The 13,655-nt window shown below is 54.1% G+C and carries 12 protein-coding genes; 4 read left to right on the top strand and 8 right to left on the bottom strand.

Features of this window, described 5'->3' with window-relative positions; genetic code table 11:
• Positions 1 to 12: 12 nt before the first annotated feature.
• The 7 genes from JN414_RS12995 to JN414_RS12965 form a co-directional block, all read right to left on the bottom strand.
• A protein-coding gene (locus JN414_RS12995; RefSeq protein ID WP_099213676.1) for an IS5 family transposase occupies positions 13 to 770 on the bottom strand; the annotation gives its coding sequence in 2 pieces (ribosomal slippage) (positions 13 to 449 and positions 449 to 770; 759 coding nt in all).
• A 25-nt stretch (positions 771 to 795) separates the two neighbouring features.
• Positions 796 to 1,119: a hypothetical protein gene (locus tag JN414_RS12990; protein ID WP_237390061.1), complete on the bottom strand. Its 324-nt coding sequence runs from the start codon at positions 1,117 to 1,119 to the stop codon at positions 796 to 798.
• Between the two features lie 19 nt (positions 1,120 to 1,138).
• The gene (locus JN414_RS12985) at positions 1,139 to 1,690 is read right to left on the bottom strand and encodes a sorbitol dehydrogenase family protein (RefSeq protein ID WP_202208303.1); all 552 of its coding nucleotides are present in this window, start codon (positions 1,688 to 1,690) and stop codon (positions 1,139 to 1,141) included.
• A gap of 757 nt (positions 1,691 to 2,447) precedes the next feature.
• Positions 2,448 to 4,070: a TolC family protein gene (locus JN414_RS12980; RefSeq protein ID WP_202208301.1), complete on the bottom strand. Its 1,623-nt coding sequence runs from the start codon at positions 4,068 to 4,070 to the stop codon at positions 2,448 to 2,450.
• The gene (locus JN414_RS12975; protein WP_202208300.1) at positions 4,067 to 5,896 is read right to left on the bottom strand and encodes an FUSC family protein; all 1,830 of its coding nucleotides are present in this window, start codon (positions 5,894 to 5,896) and stop codon (positions 4,067 to 4,069) included. The genes JN414_RS12980 and JN414_RS12975 overlap by 4 nt, the downstream gene beginning before the upstream one ends.
• Positions 5,877 to 6,926: a multidrug transporter subunit MdtN gene (mdtN, locus tag JN414_RS12970; RefSeq protein WP_202208310.1), complete on the bottom strand. Its 1,050-nt coding sequence runs from the start codon at positions 6,924 to 6,926 to the stop codon at positions 5,877 to 5,879. Before mdtN ends, JN414_RS12975 begins: the two co-directional genes overlap by 20 nt.
• Positions 6,927 to 6,928: 2 nt before the next feature.
• The gene (locus JN414_RS12965) at positions 6,929 to 7,204 is read right to left on the bottom strand and encodes a YtcA family lipoprotein (protein WP_202208299.1); all 276 of its coding nucleotides are present in this window, start codon (positions 7,202 to 7,204) and stop codon (positions 6,929 to 6,931) included.
• Between the two features lie 306 nt (positions 7,205 to 7,510).
• Here JN414_RS12965 and JN414_RS12960 point away from each other — a divergent pair, with 306 nt between their 5' ends.
• The 4 genes from JN414_RS12960 (at position 7,511) to JN414_RS12945 (ending at position 12,215) form a co-directional block, all read left to right on the top strand.
• On the top strand, positions 7,511 to 8,863 hold the full coding sequence (locus tag JN414_RS12960; protein WP_202208298.1) for an NAD(P)-dependent oxidoreductase: 1,353 nt from the start codon (positions 7,511 to 7,513) through the stop codon (positions 8,861 to 8,863).
• On the top strand, positions 8,856 to 10,124 hold the full coding sequence (gene preA / locus JN414_RS12955) for an NAD-dependent dihydropyrimidine dehydrogenase subunit PreA (protein ID WP_202208297.1): 1,269 nt from the start codon (positions 8,856 to 8,858) through the stop codon (positions 10,122 to 10,124). Before JN414_RS12960 ends, preA begins: the two co-directional genes overlap by 8 nt.
• 57 nt (positions 10,125 to 10,181) lie before the next feature.
• Complete coding sequence (locus tag JN414_RS12950) at positions 10,182 to 11,423, top strand: Zn-dependent hydrolase (RefSeq protein ID WP_202208296.1); 1,242 nt, start codon at positions 10,182 to 10,184, stop codon at positions 11,421 to 11,423.
• Between the two features lie 81 nt (positions 11,424 to 11,504).
• Positions 11,505 to 12,215 (top strand): TetR family transcriptional regulator C-terminal domain-containing protein, encoded by a 711-nt coding sequence (locus tag JN414_RS12945; RefSeq protein WP_202208295.1) that lies wholly within the window; start codon positions 11,505 to 11,507, stop codon positions 12,213 to 12,215.
• Here JN414_RS12945 and JN414_RS12940 read toward each other — a convergent pair.
• The gene (locus tag JN414_RS12940) at positions 12,127 to 13,581 is read right to left on the bottom strand and encodes an NCS1 family nucleobase:cation symporter-1 (RefSeq protein WP_202208294.1); all 1,455 of its coding nucleotides are present in this window, start codon (positions 13,579 to 13,581) and stop codon (positions 12,127 to 12,129) included. The two genes, JN414_RS12945 and JN414_RS12940, sit on opposite strands and share 89 nt — an antisense overlap.
• Between the last annotated feature and the right edge of the window lie 74 nt (positions 13,582 to 13,655).

The raw sequence follows: 13,655 nt of genomic DNA, 5'->3' as shown, positions 1-13,655 counted from the left end.
TAGGCTCAGGACTCATAGCCAGAAGATGACGGTTGCAGCGAGGCAGATGGCTGAGAAGAAGACATTCGGGCATCTGTCATAGCGTGTTGCGACCCTCCGCCAGTCCTTGAGCCTTCCGAACATAATCTCGATGCGATTACGGCGTTTATATTTTCTCTTATCGTATTTGACCGGTTTTCCACGAGATTTCCGTCCTGGAATGCAGGGCTTTATCCCCCTCTCTTCCAGGGCGTCCCTGAACCAGTCGGCGTCATACCCGCGATCGCCCAACATCCACTGTGCCATAGGAAGACTGTCCAGCAGGGCAGCGGCACCGGTATAATCGCTGACCTGTCCCGCCGTCATGAAGAAGCTCAGCGGTCGTCCGTTCTGATCGGTGATCGCATGCAGCTTCGTATTCATGCCGCCTTTTGTCCGTCCGATCAGACGCCCTGGATCCCCTTTTTTAGCCGCAGGCTTGAAGCCGTGCGGTGTGCCTTGAGATACGTCGCATCAATCATAATCGTCCGAGGCTCGGCTTTTGCAGCAGACAGGCCATCCATCATCCGCATGAAAATGCCCATGTCGCCCCAGCGCTTCCAGCGGTTGTACAACGTCTTATGTGGACCGTATTCCCGGGGCGCATCACGCCAGCGCATCCCATTGCGGTTCACGAAAATGATCCCGCTCAACACGCGACGGTCATCAACGCGAGGTTTGCCGTGGCTCTTTGGGAAAAAGGGCCGCAGACGATCCATCTGTTCATCCGTCAGCCAAAACAGGTCGCTCATCTCCAGTCTCCTCACAGAGCCTGAATCAGATTTCCGTAATCAAATCAATGGGTCCTGAGCCTAGTGTGTAGTTTCCAATGCCATATGTTTTCGAAGGTGTAATATTTGTGGAGTAAATATTGCCCATAGGAGATGCTATGGCATATCCACCAGCCAGAAACTGGCCACCCCGTCCATTGGTATGGCAAGCGGCACAATCAGCCGCAATCGCAAGATAATGACCGCGACTGATCGATGGATGATGGGCTGAAGCTGGGGTCGGCTCTGTCGGCTGCGCGAACGCAGACGGTCCTGCGAAAAGCAGAGCGGTCGTCAGGGCGGTGCCGGACAGAGGACGAAAATATCGCATGTTCACTGAGATAATTTCCTTAGAATTCCGGCATGGCATCGACGGAACCAGGCTCTGCAACCCAGTAATTCGGCCCGTTATGGGCATATGTCGGGATGACGACGACATCGCGGGATGACTGGTACATCAACGCCTTCTCGAAGGCATAAACCTTGGCGTTTGTTCCACTTTCAATGACGCCAGCATACCAGGCACGGATAATCTGAAGGAGCGTCGGGTGCAGGGGGTCTCCCTGAAGGGCAGCGTCCAGCGCTTCAACATCCTGATAGCCGTTTTTGGCAATACGGTCGCGAAGTGATGCTACCTGACCGGAAAAGCCATGGTTCTGCGCTTCAAGAGCAAGGAGCAATGCAGATCCTATACTGAGATCCAGATTTTTATGACCTGTGGCGAAGGTTGAAAGCTGCATGAAATCCGAAACGCCATATCGATTTGACGCGACTATTTCTTGAGCAGAACCTTTCGTCACTGTGCCTATAGCAGCGGCCGTAATGCAGGCGCCGGAAAAAGCCAGGAGCCGCCTGCGGGAGAGGAAAACCGGGGCAGGGTGGGGTTCAGGAATTTTTTCCAACGGCGCTCTCCAGAGACATAGTTTGATACGTTATGCCTCTTCATCCGTTTTTCTCCCCAATAATAGAAATGACTATTTTTTGTTCGTTATAACAGGATGGTGATTTTAATTATTGTTATTGGTAACGTTTTTGGCATAAATGGAATTATGTTCTTTTTCTTTTAATATAATAGCACACGCTTTTGTTATAATATGAGATGTTTATATAAATATTTATTTTGTTGTTTTAGAATTTATATCTGGTTTTTGTGTTTTTTCATTTCGATGTATTTTTTATATTTTCTATAACGATAAAGAAATACCGCACAGAAGCTATTCATTATCTTTTGGCTATAAATTTTCTTTTCTGCTCAGATTAAAGTCAAACCGAAAAATAGCGATTGCATTGAAAATTATGATTCGGTTTAGTGCGACATTGGCTGATCAAGGACACAATCAAGAACACCACCATGTTCTCAGCCCAGGTCACCAGACATGAGTAAGGTTCGCTGAAAATCTGCTTCATTGAAGGAGGAAAGATCGCGCATAGCCGTGTTTGGATAGCTACGCGGCCCGTGGCTTATATCAAAAATTTAAGTAAACTGTTTTTTGATAAGCCTTTTAGAAAGGCAAATTCTACTTCAGACGAAATAAATGAAAAAGGGTTTACGCTTTCATAAGCTGCTTACCCAGCTTTCCGGCACCGGCTCCATAAAAACAAATCTGATTTGGACAATCATTCGTTGTCATGCCCTTAGAATTTTCGGATTTCATAGCACTACATGGCACTCGGGATTGATGACCCCTCATTCTGGTTAAGGGAGCCCGTCCCAAAGGCAAGTCCAGCAGCAGCGATCAAAGCGGCATAATAAGCATCCGAATGAGCAAGTGTTGCATCCAGATAAGCATTCTGCGCGATACTTGTCTGCGTCATGGAGCCTACGCCACTACGATATGCGGCCGAGGATGCCTCAAAACTTGTCATCGCTGCCGTCTCCAGTTTTGCTGATGCGGTATAGGCTCTCAGGCTTGTACGGAGCGCATTTTCTGCGACTACAATCTGCTTCACTGAACTGTCGACTGTTTGCTGCAATGTCGTATCCGCACTGTCAGACTGATCCTGGGCCTGCTTCAGCAACGCAGCTCGGGTTCCCCCGTCGAAGATGGGGACAGTAATCCCGCCAAGGATCAAACTGCTGAAGGCATTACTCGATAAGTTAAGGGTTGGGGGAGCCTCACTTCCCACTCCCGGCACGGATGAGAGTGCCAGACGCCCCGTGGTGTAGGCCACATTTCCTGTTATGAAGATCTTGGGCAGAAATTCGCTTTTCGCTGCGCGAACCCTGCTTTTTGCCGCCTTCGCATTTGCGTATGCTGCAAGAACGTCCGGCCTGCGTGAAACGGCCTGTTGGACGAATGCGTCAGTCAGGCGAATATCGTCCAGCCCGAGCGGGCGGCCAGAAATATCGAGTGTCTCAAGTTTCGTGTTCGGCGAAATACCAATGGCATTCAGAAGTTCAAGGGCCGTATTCTGTTCGTCGCCCTCTGCCTGCACAAGTCGTAGCTCAGTCTGTGCCGTAGCCTGCCGAGCCTGCGTGACATCCACTATGGTGCCTTGCCCCTGATGTAGCTTTGCGACTGCGGCCGCTTCCACGAAGCGTGCATTGTCCCGCGCTTTACACAGCAATACGACACGGCTTTGCGCTGCCGCATGGGTGTAATAGGCCGTTGTCACGCCATAGATGATTTTCTGGTGAGCCGCAGTAAAAAGCACATTGGTTGCAATCTGTGCCTGCTTTGTGGCGGCAATAACAGCTTCACGTTTGCCGAAGTCAAACAGCAGCCATTCCATACCCAGGGTCTGGATTTCGCCAGCGCCCGACCTGCTGTTGCGAACACCACCCAAAGCACTGTTTAACCCGCTCAGGCCCGAGTTAATTGCATTTTCAGCAATGCCCACATTGCTGACCGACGGGTTCGCACCGTCATTGCGGCTATGATTGTATCCGCCCACAACTGTCGCGGTCAGGCGGGGCAAGTACGCACTCTTCGTAATTCCCACAGCCAGAGCGGCATCACGTGCAAGGTTCCAGGCGCGTCTGGTTTCAGGATTGGCGGACTGCGCAATATCAATCAGTTCAGGCAGGGAATAGGCATGGCCAGCTTGTGTTGCCAATTCAGGGGCAGGGGGCCGCACATGGATCTGACTATTGGACGGCAATGTGTATCCAGCGGGAACGGCCAGTGCATGTGATCCGGGCTTACCGGGCACCAGTTCTCCATTTGCAGCGACATTCGGTTGCCATGGCCGATCTGGGCTGGCTGGCGCCGTTTCAAGTGCCTGGGTCGCACAGCCCGATAGCAGGAGCGGCAGCAAAACGGTTTTTTTGAAGTGAATCATGAAGCAATCTGTTCCAGTCGTGCCGTGCGATCGGCAAGGTCTGGCCGCTTGGGCGTTGCAAGCAATTCTTCAGTCAGCCTCGAGGCATCCATCAAGGCATTTCGGGCCGCCTGAAGACGGGGCTGATCAACGCGCATGTGCGCCGGCTCAGACATCGCATATTCCAGTGTTCGTTCGCTTTCCAGTAACGCGGATTGACTAAGAGCGGCCGCCTGAAGCTGATCTTCAGAGCTCTGAGCTGTCCCTTGGCGCCTCAGGCAATCTTTCAGCTTGCGAAGACTGGCCCCCAAATGATCGTAGGCACTTGCCGGCCAGAAGCTGGTGAACATGGCATATGTAATGAGGTTACCGAGCATGATACCGACAATACGGTCCCGTGCGGTGGCCATGTCTGCTGTCGGACCATAACCTTTCAGATCTGTCAGATAAAATGCCAGACCGATCTGAAAGCCCGCATAAGCAATACGGTCGTCGCCCGTCTTAACCCATGCCCCGATCAGGGAAACAACAAAGACAAGCGCCAGAAATCCGGTGATACCATTCAGATGCGGCATAACAGCGATAATAGACGCGATCCCCAGCGTCCCGCCTATAAGAGCACCCGTGATGCGCAGTGTCAGCTTTGAAATCATCTCGCCCATCGTAGGCAACGCGACGATGAAGCATGTGATGATGCAAGTGTGAATGCCTGGCCAATTCAGAACCTTGAAGGTCAGATAACTTAGCATCACGGCAGCAGTCCCTTTCACTGCGAAACGAACATGGTCTGGATTGGTAAAAGCATCCTCAGAGAAGAAACCCGATTTTTTCTTTTCTGGCGATTTTCCAACGATAGGGGCAGGAGGAGTTGTGAAATTCAGAAGGAGAGCAGTTATCGCCTGTAAAGACGGATGCTCCGAAGCGATCACAGGGCTTTCGATGGCTGTGGGATAGTCACCGCCCGCAAAAATCCTGGCCATGCCTTCAAGCGTTTCAGTCAGGCGAGACAACTGCTCCTGTGGCAGTCTTGCCCGGCTCGCCTCATCAGCAAGCGCAAGAACGGCGACACTGCTGTTGGCTGCCTGTCGCAAGCAGGCCAAATCGTGGAGAGACCAGATCTTTTCAAGTGAGGCCATCTTGGCGGCCTTCATCATGCCCGCCGTGCCTTCCCGAAGCATATCTGTCGCTCGTTCCTGTGTTAGCGCATCAGGAGTTTGGAGAAGGCGAACAGCCGTGTAGAGCCGGGCAGCAATGCTATCGGTCAGGATCTTTTTAGGGGATGGGCAAATCAACAGCCCCAGCACAATCATGACCGCCCCCGGCACGGCCAGAAAGAGATCCGTGTAGAGAAGGGCGCGTGTCACGACTTCTCCAACCGGGACTTGATCAATCGCTATTAACCCATAGACAGTGATCAAGCCCAACATATAAGCCACAGGCTTTAGTTTGCTGGCTGAGCCCAGAAAGAAAAAACTGAACGACAAGAGGGCAATGACGATCACCAGTCCCATAGGATGATCGAGCGTCAGGTGAATGAGCGCGTAAATGATCAGAAGCAGAATGAGGATGAGGACATTTACAGCCACCCCAGCCAGAGCATTTGTCACGCGGTCTTTCTGCCACAGCGCCATGGTCACCAGGGCAGGCACGGCCAGCTCCGGAACCTGCCAGATTTCCCCAATCAGCACGGTCGTTGTGCATGCGGCAGCCATACGAAGCGCATATCCTAATCGCCCGGGGGCAGGGTCACAGACCAGCCGCCAGATCCGTGCCAATCCCAGTCCCGGCCCTCTCATGCTGGAAGACGACGGGGCATTCGCCAGAGTGTCAGGGACAGGCAGCGCCATGCCGGATCTCAACGGTTGCTGTAGCGCCAAGTCTGAGCAAAAGCGGGTTTGCCCTTTCTAGCTTGATACGGACCGGAAAGCGTTGGGCGACGTGAACCCAGTCCATTTGGCGCGGCACGATGGGCAGCGAGCGGGCAATGCCAGCAGAATCTACAGACAGGACGCCCCAACCAATACTTTCGACGTGTCCGCGTAGAGGACTATGGCGATCAATCATCGAGTGAACGGTCACGCAGTCGCCAATCTGAACGGAAGAAAGATTGATCTCACGGATATTGGCGGTAGCGTACCACTCGTCATCGGCAATGAGCGTGAACAGGACCTGAGACGGCGCAAGAACTTCACCGGCTTTAACCCGTAAACTCGTGACATAACCATCCGCAGGAGCTGTAACCATAGTCTGGCGTAGCTCGTATTTTGCGTGGTCCAGGGCTGCCTTACTGGCATCCCGTGCGGCAAGAGAGCTTTTCAGATCTCCGATCGCTGTGGTCGCTGCGACAGACTGGTTTCTCGACTGCGAAAGCGACACTTCAGCGTCGTGGAGTGCCACACGAGCCTGATCATACTGCTGCCACGGAATGTAGGATTGTCCTGCCAACGGCTTCAGGCGTTCTACCGTGCGTGCGGCCAAATCACGATTGGTTCTGGCGCGAACAACCTGGTCATCCGCCATGGCGGCGTTCGATGTCTTGATGCTGAGCAGCCGTGTCTGATTTTCGACCTCCGCATTCGCGAGATCCAGATTGGCCTGAGCCTGTCGAACAATCAGTTCGTAGGGTTCAGGATCAAGTTGGTAAAGAACATCACCCTTATGAACATGCTGATTGACGACAACTCGGAGCTCCTTCAGCCGACCACCAACGGTGGAGGCGACGTGCACCATTTCCGCGTCAATACTTGCGCTGTCAGAAGACGGATGAGTGCTGTCTTCATGCGAGACATGGACGCCGAAGAGAATGGCTACCCCAACGCAGACGATTGCAACGATAATACCAATCGGCTTTTTGCCGGAAACTTGAACGCGCTGCATCATCAAGGCCCGAACACCAGCGTCCACACAGTCAGTGCGGCGATAACGCCCAGCGCGACATAGGTGAAGAGACGAAAGCTGAGGATGGCATCAAGGCCGGTTAAAAGGAATATCACTCGTAATCCGACAGCTACCACAACACCGATGAGGCCACAGACCATCCAGTCCGGAAAGTAAGCGCCTACAACTGGGAAAGAAGGGGCACCTTGCAGAGTGCATCCTTCACTTGCCAATAAACCCAAGACAGGGACTAGAAAACGCAGGCGGGTAAATCGCATAAGAAGTATCAGTGCTTTCTGCGTCCAAGAAACAGAGCCTGAACCTACCACATTCCTTTCTAAACGCTACTCCGTGTCAAAAGACGAAACGTTTGGACTTGCAAGAATGAGGAGCCCCAGGGCCGAGAATATCCTCCGTCTTCCTTTTTTCCCTGAGGCCACACCAGCAGGGAAGCCAGACATCTGAACAGGCATCATTCAACCCTCACAGAGAATAAGCTGAACGTTTGGTCAGAAAATCCTTGCACGAAAGTATTTCGAACCCATACCATTCCGATTACGAACTAAGTCAGGCAGGAGACGAGTATGCGACTCGATATTGCATGTGGCCGGTTGCCGGAATCCGCTCTGGAACTCAACTTCGCCGACGCTCACCCCGGCTTGTCGCCTGAACAGGCAGCGCTGGAAGCGGATCGATGTTTTTACTGCTACGACGCCCCTTGCGTTGAGGCCTGTCCCACGGACATTGATATTCCGCGGTTCATCAAAGCAATTGCGTCTGACAATCTTGCTGGCGCCTCGCGCACCATTCTTCAGTCCAACATTCTGGGCGGGTCGTGTGCACGGGTCTGCCCGACCGAAATTCTGTGTGAGCAGAAATGTGTTCACACCGCGATTGAAGCTCATCATGCCGTGCGAATAGGCGCACTCCAGCGGTTTGCTACAGACTGGCAGATGCAGCAGAAAACCCACCCGTTTCAGCGAGCGGCAAGCACTGGGAAGCGTGTAGCCGTCGTAGGAGCGGGGCCGGCGGGACTGGCCTGCGCACATCGTCTGGCGATGCATGGGCATGATGTCACGATCTTTGATCGACACGATTCACCGGGTGGCCTCAACCAGTATGGTGTCGCGGCCTATAAGCTTGCTGACAATTTCGCCCAGAAAGAAATCGATTTCCTCATGGAAATTGGAGGGATCACCTTCCAGAGTAACGCGACGCTCGGGGAGAATATCACGCTTGCAGGCCTCCGCGAGACCTATGATGGCGTTTTTCTGGGGCTGGGTCTGGCAGGTGTCCGCGCTCTAGGCCTGGAAAGCGAATTCGCAGAGGGTGTTCTGGATGCAGTCGATTTTATCGAGACCCTCCGCTCTCGGAATCTCTCGGAAGTTGTAGTTGGCAGGCGGGTTGTCGTGATTGGGGGCGGTAACACGGCAGTTGACGCAGCAGTGCAGGCAAAACGTCTCGGGGCAGAAGAGGTAACGCTGGTTTATCGCCGCGGTGCTGAGCACATGGCGGCCACGGAAGTTGAACGGGAATGGGCCCAGACAAACGGCGTAACGGTCAGATTCTGGGCGTCTCCCAGTCAACTCAATGTCGAAGACGGGGCCATCAGGAGCATCACATTCATTCGAGGCGCGCCTGATGGCGGGTACGATCCGCAGAATGCCTTCACACTCGCGGCCGACATGGTCCTTAAAGCAATCGGGCAGGTTTTTGTCCCAGACCCAGTGCGAAACGACCAGATCCTCGTGGAAAACGGGCGCATCGTTGTGAATGAAACAGGACGCACCTCCATGCCGGGAGTTTATGCGGGCGGCGACTGTACGGCAGGAGAAGACCTCACCGTTGCAGCCGTTCGGGACGGACGGAACGCAGCTGAAGCGCTTCATAATGAACTGATGGCATCCAACACGGAAAGGGCTGACCACAATGGCTGACCTGCGCACGGTTTTTGCTGGAATTAAATCCCCCAATCCATTCTGGCTGGCTTCCGCCCCCCCGACTGACAAGGAATACAACGTTCGCCGGGCCTTTCAGGCCGGATGGGGCGGTGTTGTCTGGAAAACGCTTGGGGAAGATCCACCAGTCGTCAATCTGAGCTCCCGCTATGGAGCCCTGGGCTTTGAAGGACGTCGGCTGATCGGTCTCAACAACATCGAGCTAATTTCGGACCGTCCGCTTGCGACCAACATCGCGGAAATCAAGCGCGTCAAACGTGAATTTCCGGATCGTGCCCTTATCGTCAGCCTCATGGTGCCCTGCGAGGAAGATAAATGGAAAGCCATTCTACCGATCGTTGAGGAGACAGGCGCAGACGGGATCGAACTGAACTTCGGATGCCCGCATGGCATGTCCGAGCGCAATATGGGTGCGGCGGTCGGGCAGGTCCCGGAATACGTTGAAATGGTGACACGCTGGTGCAAGCAGAACACGCGGATGCCGGTGATCGTCAAGCTGACGCCAAACGTGACTAACATCCTGATGCCGGCACACGCCGCGCGGGCAGGTGGGGCGGATGCTGTATCCCTGATCAACACCATTCAGTCGGTCATTGGCGTGGATCTGGATGCCATGGCGCCCATGCCGGTTGTCGGCGGAAAAGGGACGCATGGCGGCTATTGCGGGCCTGCCGTGAAGCCAATTGCGCTTCGTATGATCGGGGAAATTGCCAGAGACCCCATCATGGCCGGAATTCCGATCTCAGGAATTGGTGGTATCAGCAACTGGCGGGATTCTGCCGAATTTCTTGCAATGGGATCAGGATCGCTTCAGGTCTGTACCGCCGCGATGCATTATGGGTTCCGCATCGTGGAAGACATGATTGATGGCCTGTCCAACTGGATGGACCAGAAAGGCTATGAGCGGCTGGAGGATCTGACAGGGCGGGCGGTTTCGCAGTTCGTACCGTGGAACCAGCTCAACATGAAGTTCAAGACCCTCGCCAATATTGATCAGGATGCCTGTGTCGGGTGCGGTCTTTGTCATATCGCCTGCGAGGATACGTCCCATCAGGCCATTTCCAAGAAAAACACCGCTGATCGCCGACATTACGAAGTGATCGAAGACGAGTGCGTTGGCTGCAATCTCTGTGCACATGTCTGCCCGGTGGATGATTGCATCACGATGGTTCCACAACCTGTAGATGGAGAGCTGACGTGGCCCCATCATCCTTCCAATCCTAATCGCATTCCCGCCTGAGAGGCATGACACGGCGGCCAAAAGGTCAGCCAAGAGGACGGATGAAAGAGGACTGGCATGTTTCATAGCAATATGCGGATTGACGGGAACGCTCTCTGGGCTGATCTGATGGATACAGCCCGGTTTGGTGGAACACCAAAAGGCGGTATCCGTCGGTTAACACTGACCCCAGAAGATAAACAGGTTCGCGAGTGGTTTGCCTCAACCTGCGAAAGCCTGGGCTGCACCATCACGGTTGATACGATGGGCAACATGTTTGCCCGCCGCCCGGGACTTGATAACAACCTCCCTCCGATCACGATGGGCAGTCATCTGGATACCCAGCCCACCGGCGGAAAATTTGATGGTATTTTAGGTGTTCTGGGCGGCCTCGCTGTTCTACGGGCGCTTCATGAAGCCGGGCATACAACGCGCCACCCCATCGAACTGATCAACTGGACGAATGAAGAAGGGTCACGCTTCACGCCTCCGATGATGTGTTCAGGCGTTTTCGCAGGCGTTTTTACGGAACAGGAGGTTCTGGACAAGCGAGATCGCGCAGGGGCACGCTTTGGGGACGAACTGGTTTCTATCGGATATCGCGGTGAAGAGATCTGTGGCGATCATCCCATCGCGGCCTATTTCGAGCTGCATATCGAGCAGGGGCCCATTCTTGAGGTCAAAGATCGCGTCATCGGTGCTGTCTCCGGCGTACAGGGAATGCGCTGGTATGAAGTGACGGTAAAGGGTAAGGATGCTCATGCTGGCTCCACCCCCATGCCAATGCGTCATGACGCACTACTGGCAACGTCCAGAATGGTTGTGGCCCTCTCAGAGATCGCGCAGGCCCATGCCCCGGGAGCCGTGGGAACAGTGGGCCTGATTGAAAATCGCCCGAACAGTAACAATGTCGTGCCTGGTGAGACGTTCTTTACCGTGGATATCCGCCACCCGGATGATGCTGTCGTCGTTGCCATGGAGCAGGAGTTCATGGATCGCTTCCACGGCATTGCTGAAGCCGGAAGAGTGACACTGGAGATTGTGCCCCTCTGGGATGCGCCTGCTGTTCATTTTGATGCGCGGTGCGTGGAGATGGTCGCGGACTCTGCACGCCAAATGGGCTACGATCCGCTTCCGATTGTCTCAGGTCCGGGTCATGACGCTGCGTATCTCGCACGAGTGGCACCAACGGCGATGATTTTTGTACCCTGCAGGGATGGCCTGAGTCACAACGAGGAAGAAAGTATCACGGAGAGCGAAGCCGAAGCAGGGGCCAATGTTCTGCTAGGCGCTGTCTTGCGGGCAGACAGCACGCTTTAAGGATCTGCCAACCGAGGGCTTGTCGTCCAGCCTGTCTGCTGTCAAAAATCGCCTCCCGCAGAGCAGGCTGGGAGAAAGACAATGGCACAAGACAGTCTGGAGGCATCCCCCAGCCCCAGAAAAAGACCCCGTGCGGGCGCGCCACGCCGCGCCACCGTTCCCCAAATTCTGAATGCTGCGGAATGGACCTTTGGCACCCGCGGCCTTAAGGGAACGCGCCTTGAAGATATTGCCAAGGTCTGCGACATCCCCAAGGGCAATATTCTCTACTATTTTGGCTCCAAAGAAGACCTGTACAACGCCACACTGTCACGCCTGCTGGACGTGTGGCTGACAGATGCTGATCACTGGCTTTCTTCTGACAAGGACCCGCTGGACGGGCTTAGAGGATACATAGAAGCCAAGATTGCATTCTCCCGCGCACGTCCTGAAGGATCGCGTCTCTTCGCACAGGAAGTGCTCTCAGGCGGCCATATGGTTCAGGACTTCTTACGGGGAGAACTGCGAGCCCATGTGGCCCGACATGTCGCGATCTTTCTGGAATGGCAGGCGAAGGGCATCATGGCACCCATCGACCCGACACATCTGTTGTTTCTCTTGTGGTCAGGTACGCAGGCATATGCGGATATGCAGGTCCAGTATGAGGCCGTTCTGGACCGTACACCTCTTACTAATGGCGATTATGAAACTGCCGTCGAAACCATCATGACGCTTGTTCGTCCGCTGTTCTCCCAATTGGCTTCAGGCGTGTCAGAATCAGATGAAAACAAAACCCTGAAAAGAAGCCTGTAAACCACGCGAAATTCTGGAATACGGCTAATGCTGGCAGGAAGACGTTTGCGAGCCCCACCAGCACAGCCAGACCCAAGGCCCAGATTGCAGTAGGGTTTACGCCACTTCGGTACCAGTAAGCTGCCGATGGGTCTGTACTGTACAGCGCAGGCACGTCCAAAGTTTCCCGCTGAACAAAATAATAGTCCGCCAGAAGAATTCCTGTCACAGGAGCGATGAACAGACCCAGTATGTCGAGCGTCAGATGGATCAGATCCGGGCGGGCATAGAGGTTCCAGGGCGTGAGAGCGATGGCACCAATCGCCGCAATGACACCGCCGCCACGCCATGAAATGGATGCCGGAGCTATATTGGAAAAATCAAACGCGGCTGAGACGAAATTAGCGGAAATATTGATCCCGATAGTCGCGAGAACGAAGGTCAAAATTCCCACAATCATGATGGTTTGACTATCCAGACGCGTCACCGTCTCAACCGGATCCACGAGGATTTGCCCCAGAACAGGCTGGGTCAGCGTTACGGTTGTGAGCGCAAGTGCGCAGAACGCCATGAAATTGATCGGCAGGCCCCAGAAATTACCGCGCCGTACCGCGCTCAGGCTAATACCGTAGCGTGCAAAATCGCCAAAATTCAGGACAATTGGGGAGAAAAATGCGATCGTCAGAGAGATCACATTCAACACGCCTGTCAAATGCTGCCCGATAGAAAGAGCAGACTGGGGAAGGACGGAAAAGCTGATCTGTCCATGCGTCTTCCACAGAAGCACGCCATCAAGCAGGATCATCATGACGTAAATGGCCGGCCCGGCCCAGTCTATGAAATGCCGGATGGATTCCATTCCGCGCCAGAATACCGCCAACTGCAAAGCCCAGATGAGCAGAAAGGCCAACCAGCCGAGAAGAGACAGTCCCAGCAATCCGTGATGATGAACATCGCTATAGTCTGCCAGTGACGGCATAATACGAAGAACAAACAGAACTACGGCGTTGGATGCCAGCCATGTCTGGATTCCATACCAGCCCACGGCAATAATCCCACGCACAAGCGCCGGGACGACCGCACCGTAGACGCCAAAGACGCTTCGGATAATGACGGGAAAAGGGGCGCCGGACTTCAGGCTCGGAACCGCAATCAGGTTGCAGAGAAGCTGCACGACAACGATTGCAACAAGCAGTCCGATGAGCACGCTGCTGACCGGCAACCCCATCATGAACAGCGTACCAACCGTCATGTACCCGGCGACACTGTGGACATCAGACATCCAGAGAAAGAGAAAGTCCTTCCATGCCCAGCTCCGGTCCTGAACAGGCGCAAGATCCGCATTGGTCAGGCGCCCTGTAGCGTACGCGTCCGGTGACTGTGTCATTCTGGTGATCCTCGTTCTCGAAAAAATTCCGGAAGCGCAATCGTTATGTTGACCGGCTGGTCAGATTAACCATA

The sequence above is a fragment of the Gluconobacter sp. Gdi genome, assembly GCF_014132155.1.
Classification (GTDB): Bacteria; Pseudomonadota; Alphaproteobacteria; order Acetobacterales; family Acetobacteraceae; genus Gluconobacter.
The sequence above is the reverse complement of the archived record's forward strand: the minus strand, read 5'-3'. Positions and strand labels throughout refer to the sequence as shown.

Bases quoted from the DNA above. Each gene is read 5' to 3' on its own strand.
- preA (WP_202208297.1), top strand. From the start codon at position 8,856: ATGGCTGACCTGCGCACGGTTTTTGCTGGAATTAAATCCCCCAATCCA.
- JN414_RS12940 (WP_202208294.1), bottom strand. From the start codon at position 13,581: ATGACACAGTCACCGGACGCGTACGCTACAGGGCGCCTGACCAATGCG.
- JN414_RS12980 (WP_202208301.1), bottom strand. From the start codon at position 4,070: ATGATTCACTTCAAAAAAACCGTTTTGCTGCCGCTCCTGCTATCGGGC.
- JN414_RS12965 (WP_202208299.1), bottom strand. From the start codon at position 7,204: ATGCGATTTACCCGCCTGCGTTTTCTAGTCCCTGTCTTGGGTTTATTG.
- JN414_RS12945 (WP_202208295.1), top strand. From the start codon at position 11,505: ATGGCACAAGACAGTCTGGAGGCATCCCCCAGCCCCAGAAAAAGACCC.
- mdtN (WP_202208310.1), bottom strand. From the start codon at position 6,926: ATGCAGCGCGTTCAAGTTTCCGGCAAAAAGCCGATTGGTATTATCGTT.
- JN414_RS12960 (WP_202208298.1), top strand. From the start codon at position 7,511: ATGCGACTCGATATTGCATGTGGCCGGTTGCCGGAATCCGCTCTGGAA.
- JN414_RS12950 (WP_202208296.1), top strand. From the start codon at position 10,182: ATGTTTCATAGCAATATGCGGATTGACGGGAACGCTCTCTGGGCTGAT.
- JN414_RS12975 (WP_202208300.1), bottom strand. From the start codon at position 5,896: ATGGCGCTGCCTGTCCCTGACACTCTGGCGAATGCCCCGTCGTCTTCC.
- JN414_RS12990 (WP_237390061.1), bottom strand. From the start codon at position 1,119: ATGCGATATTTTCGTCCTCTGTCCGGCACCGCCCTGACGACCGCTCTG.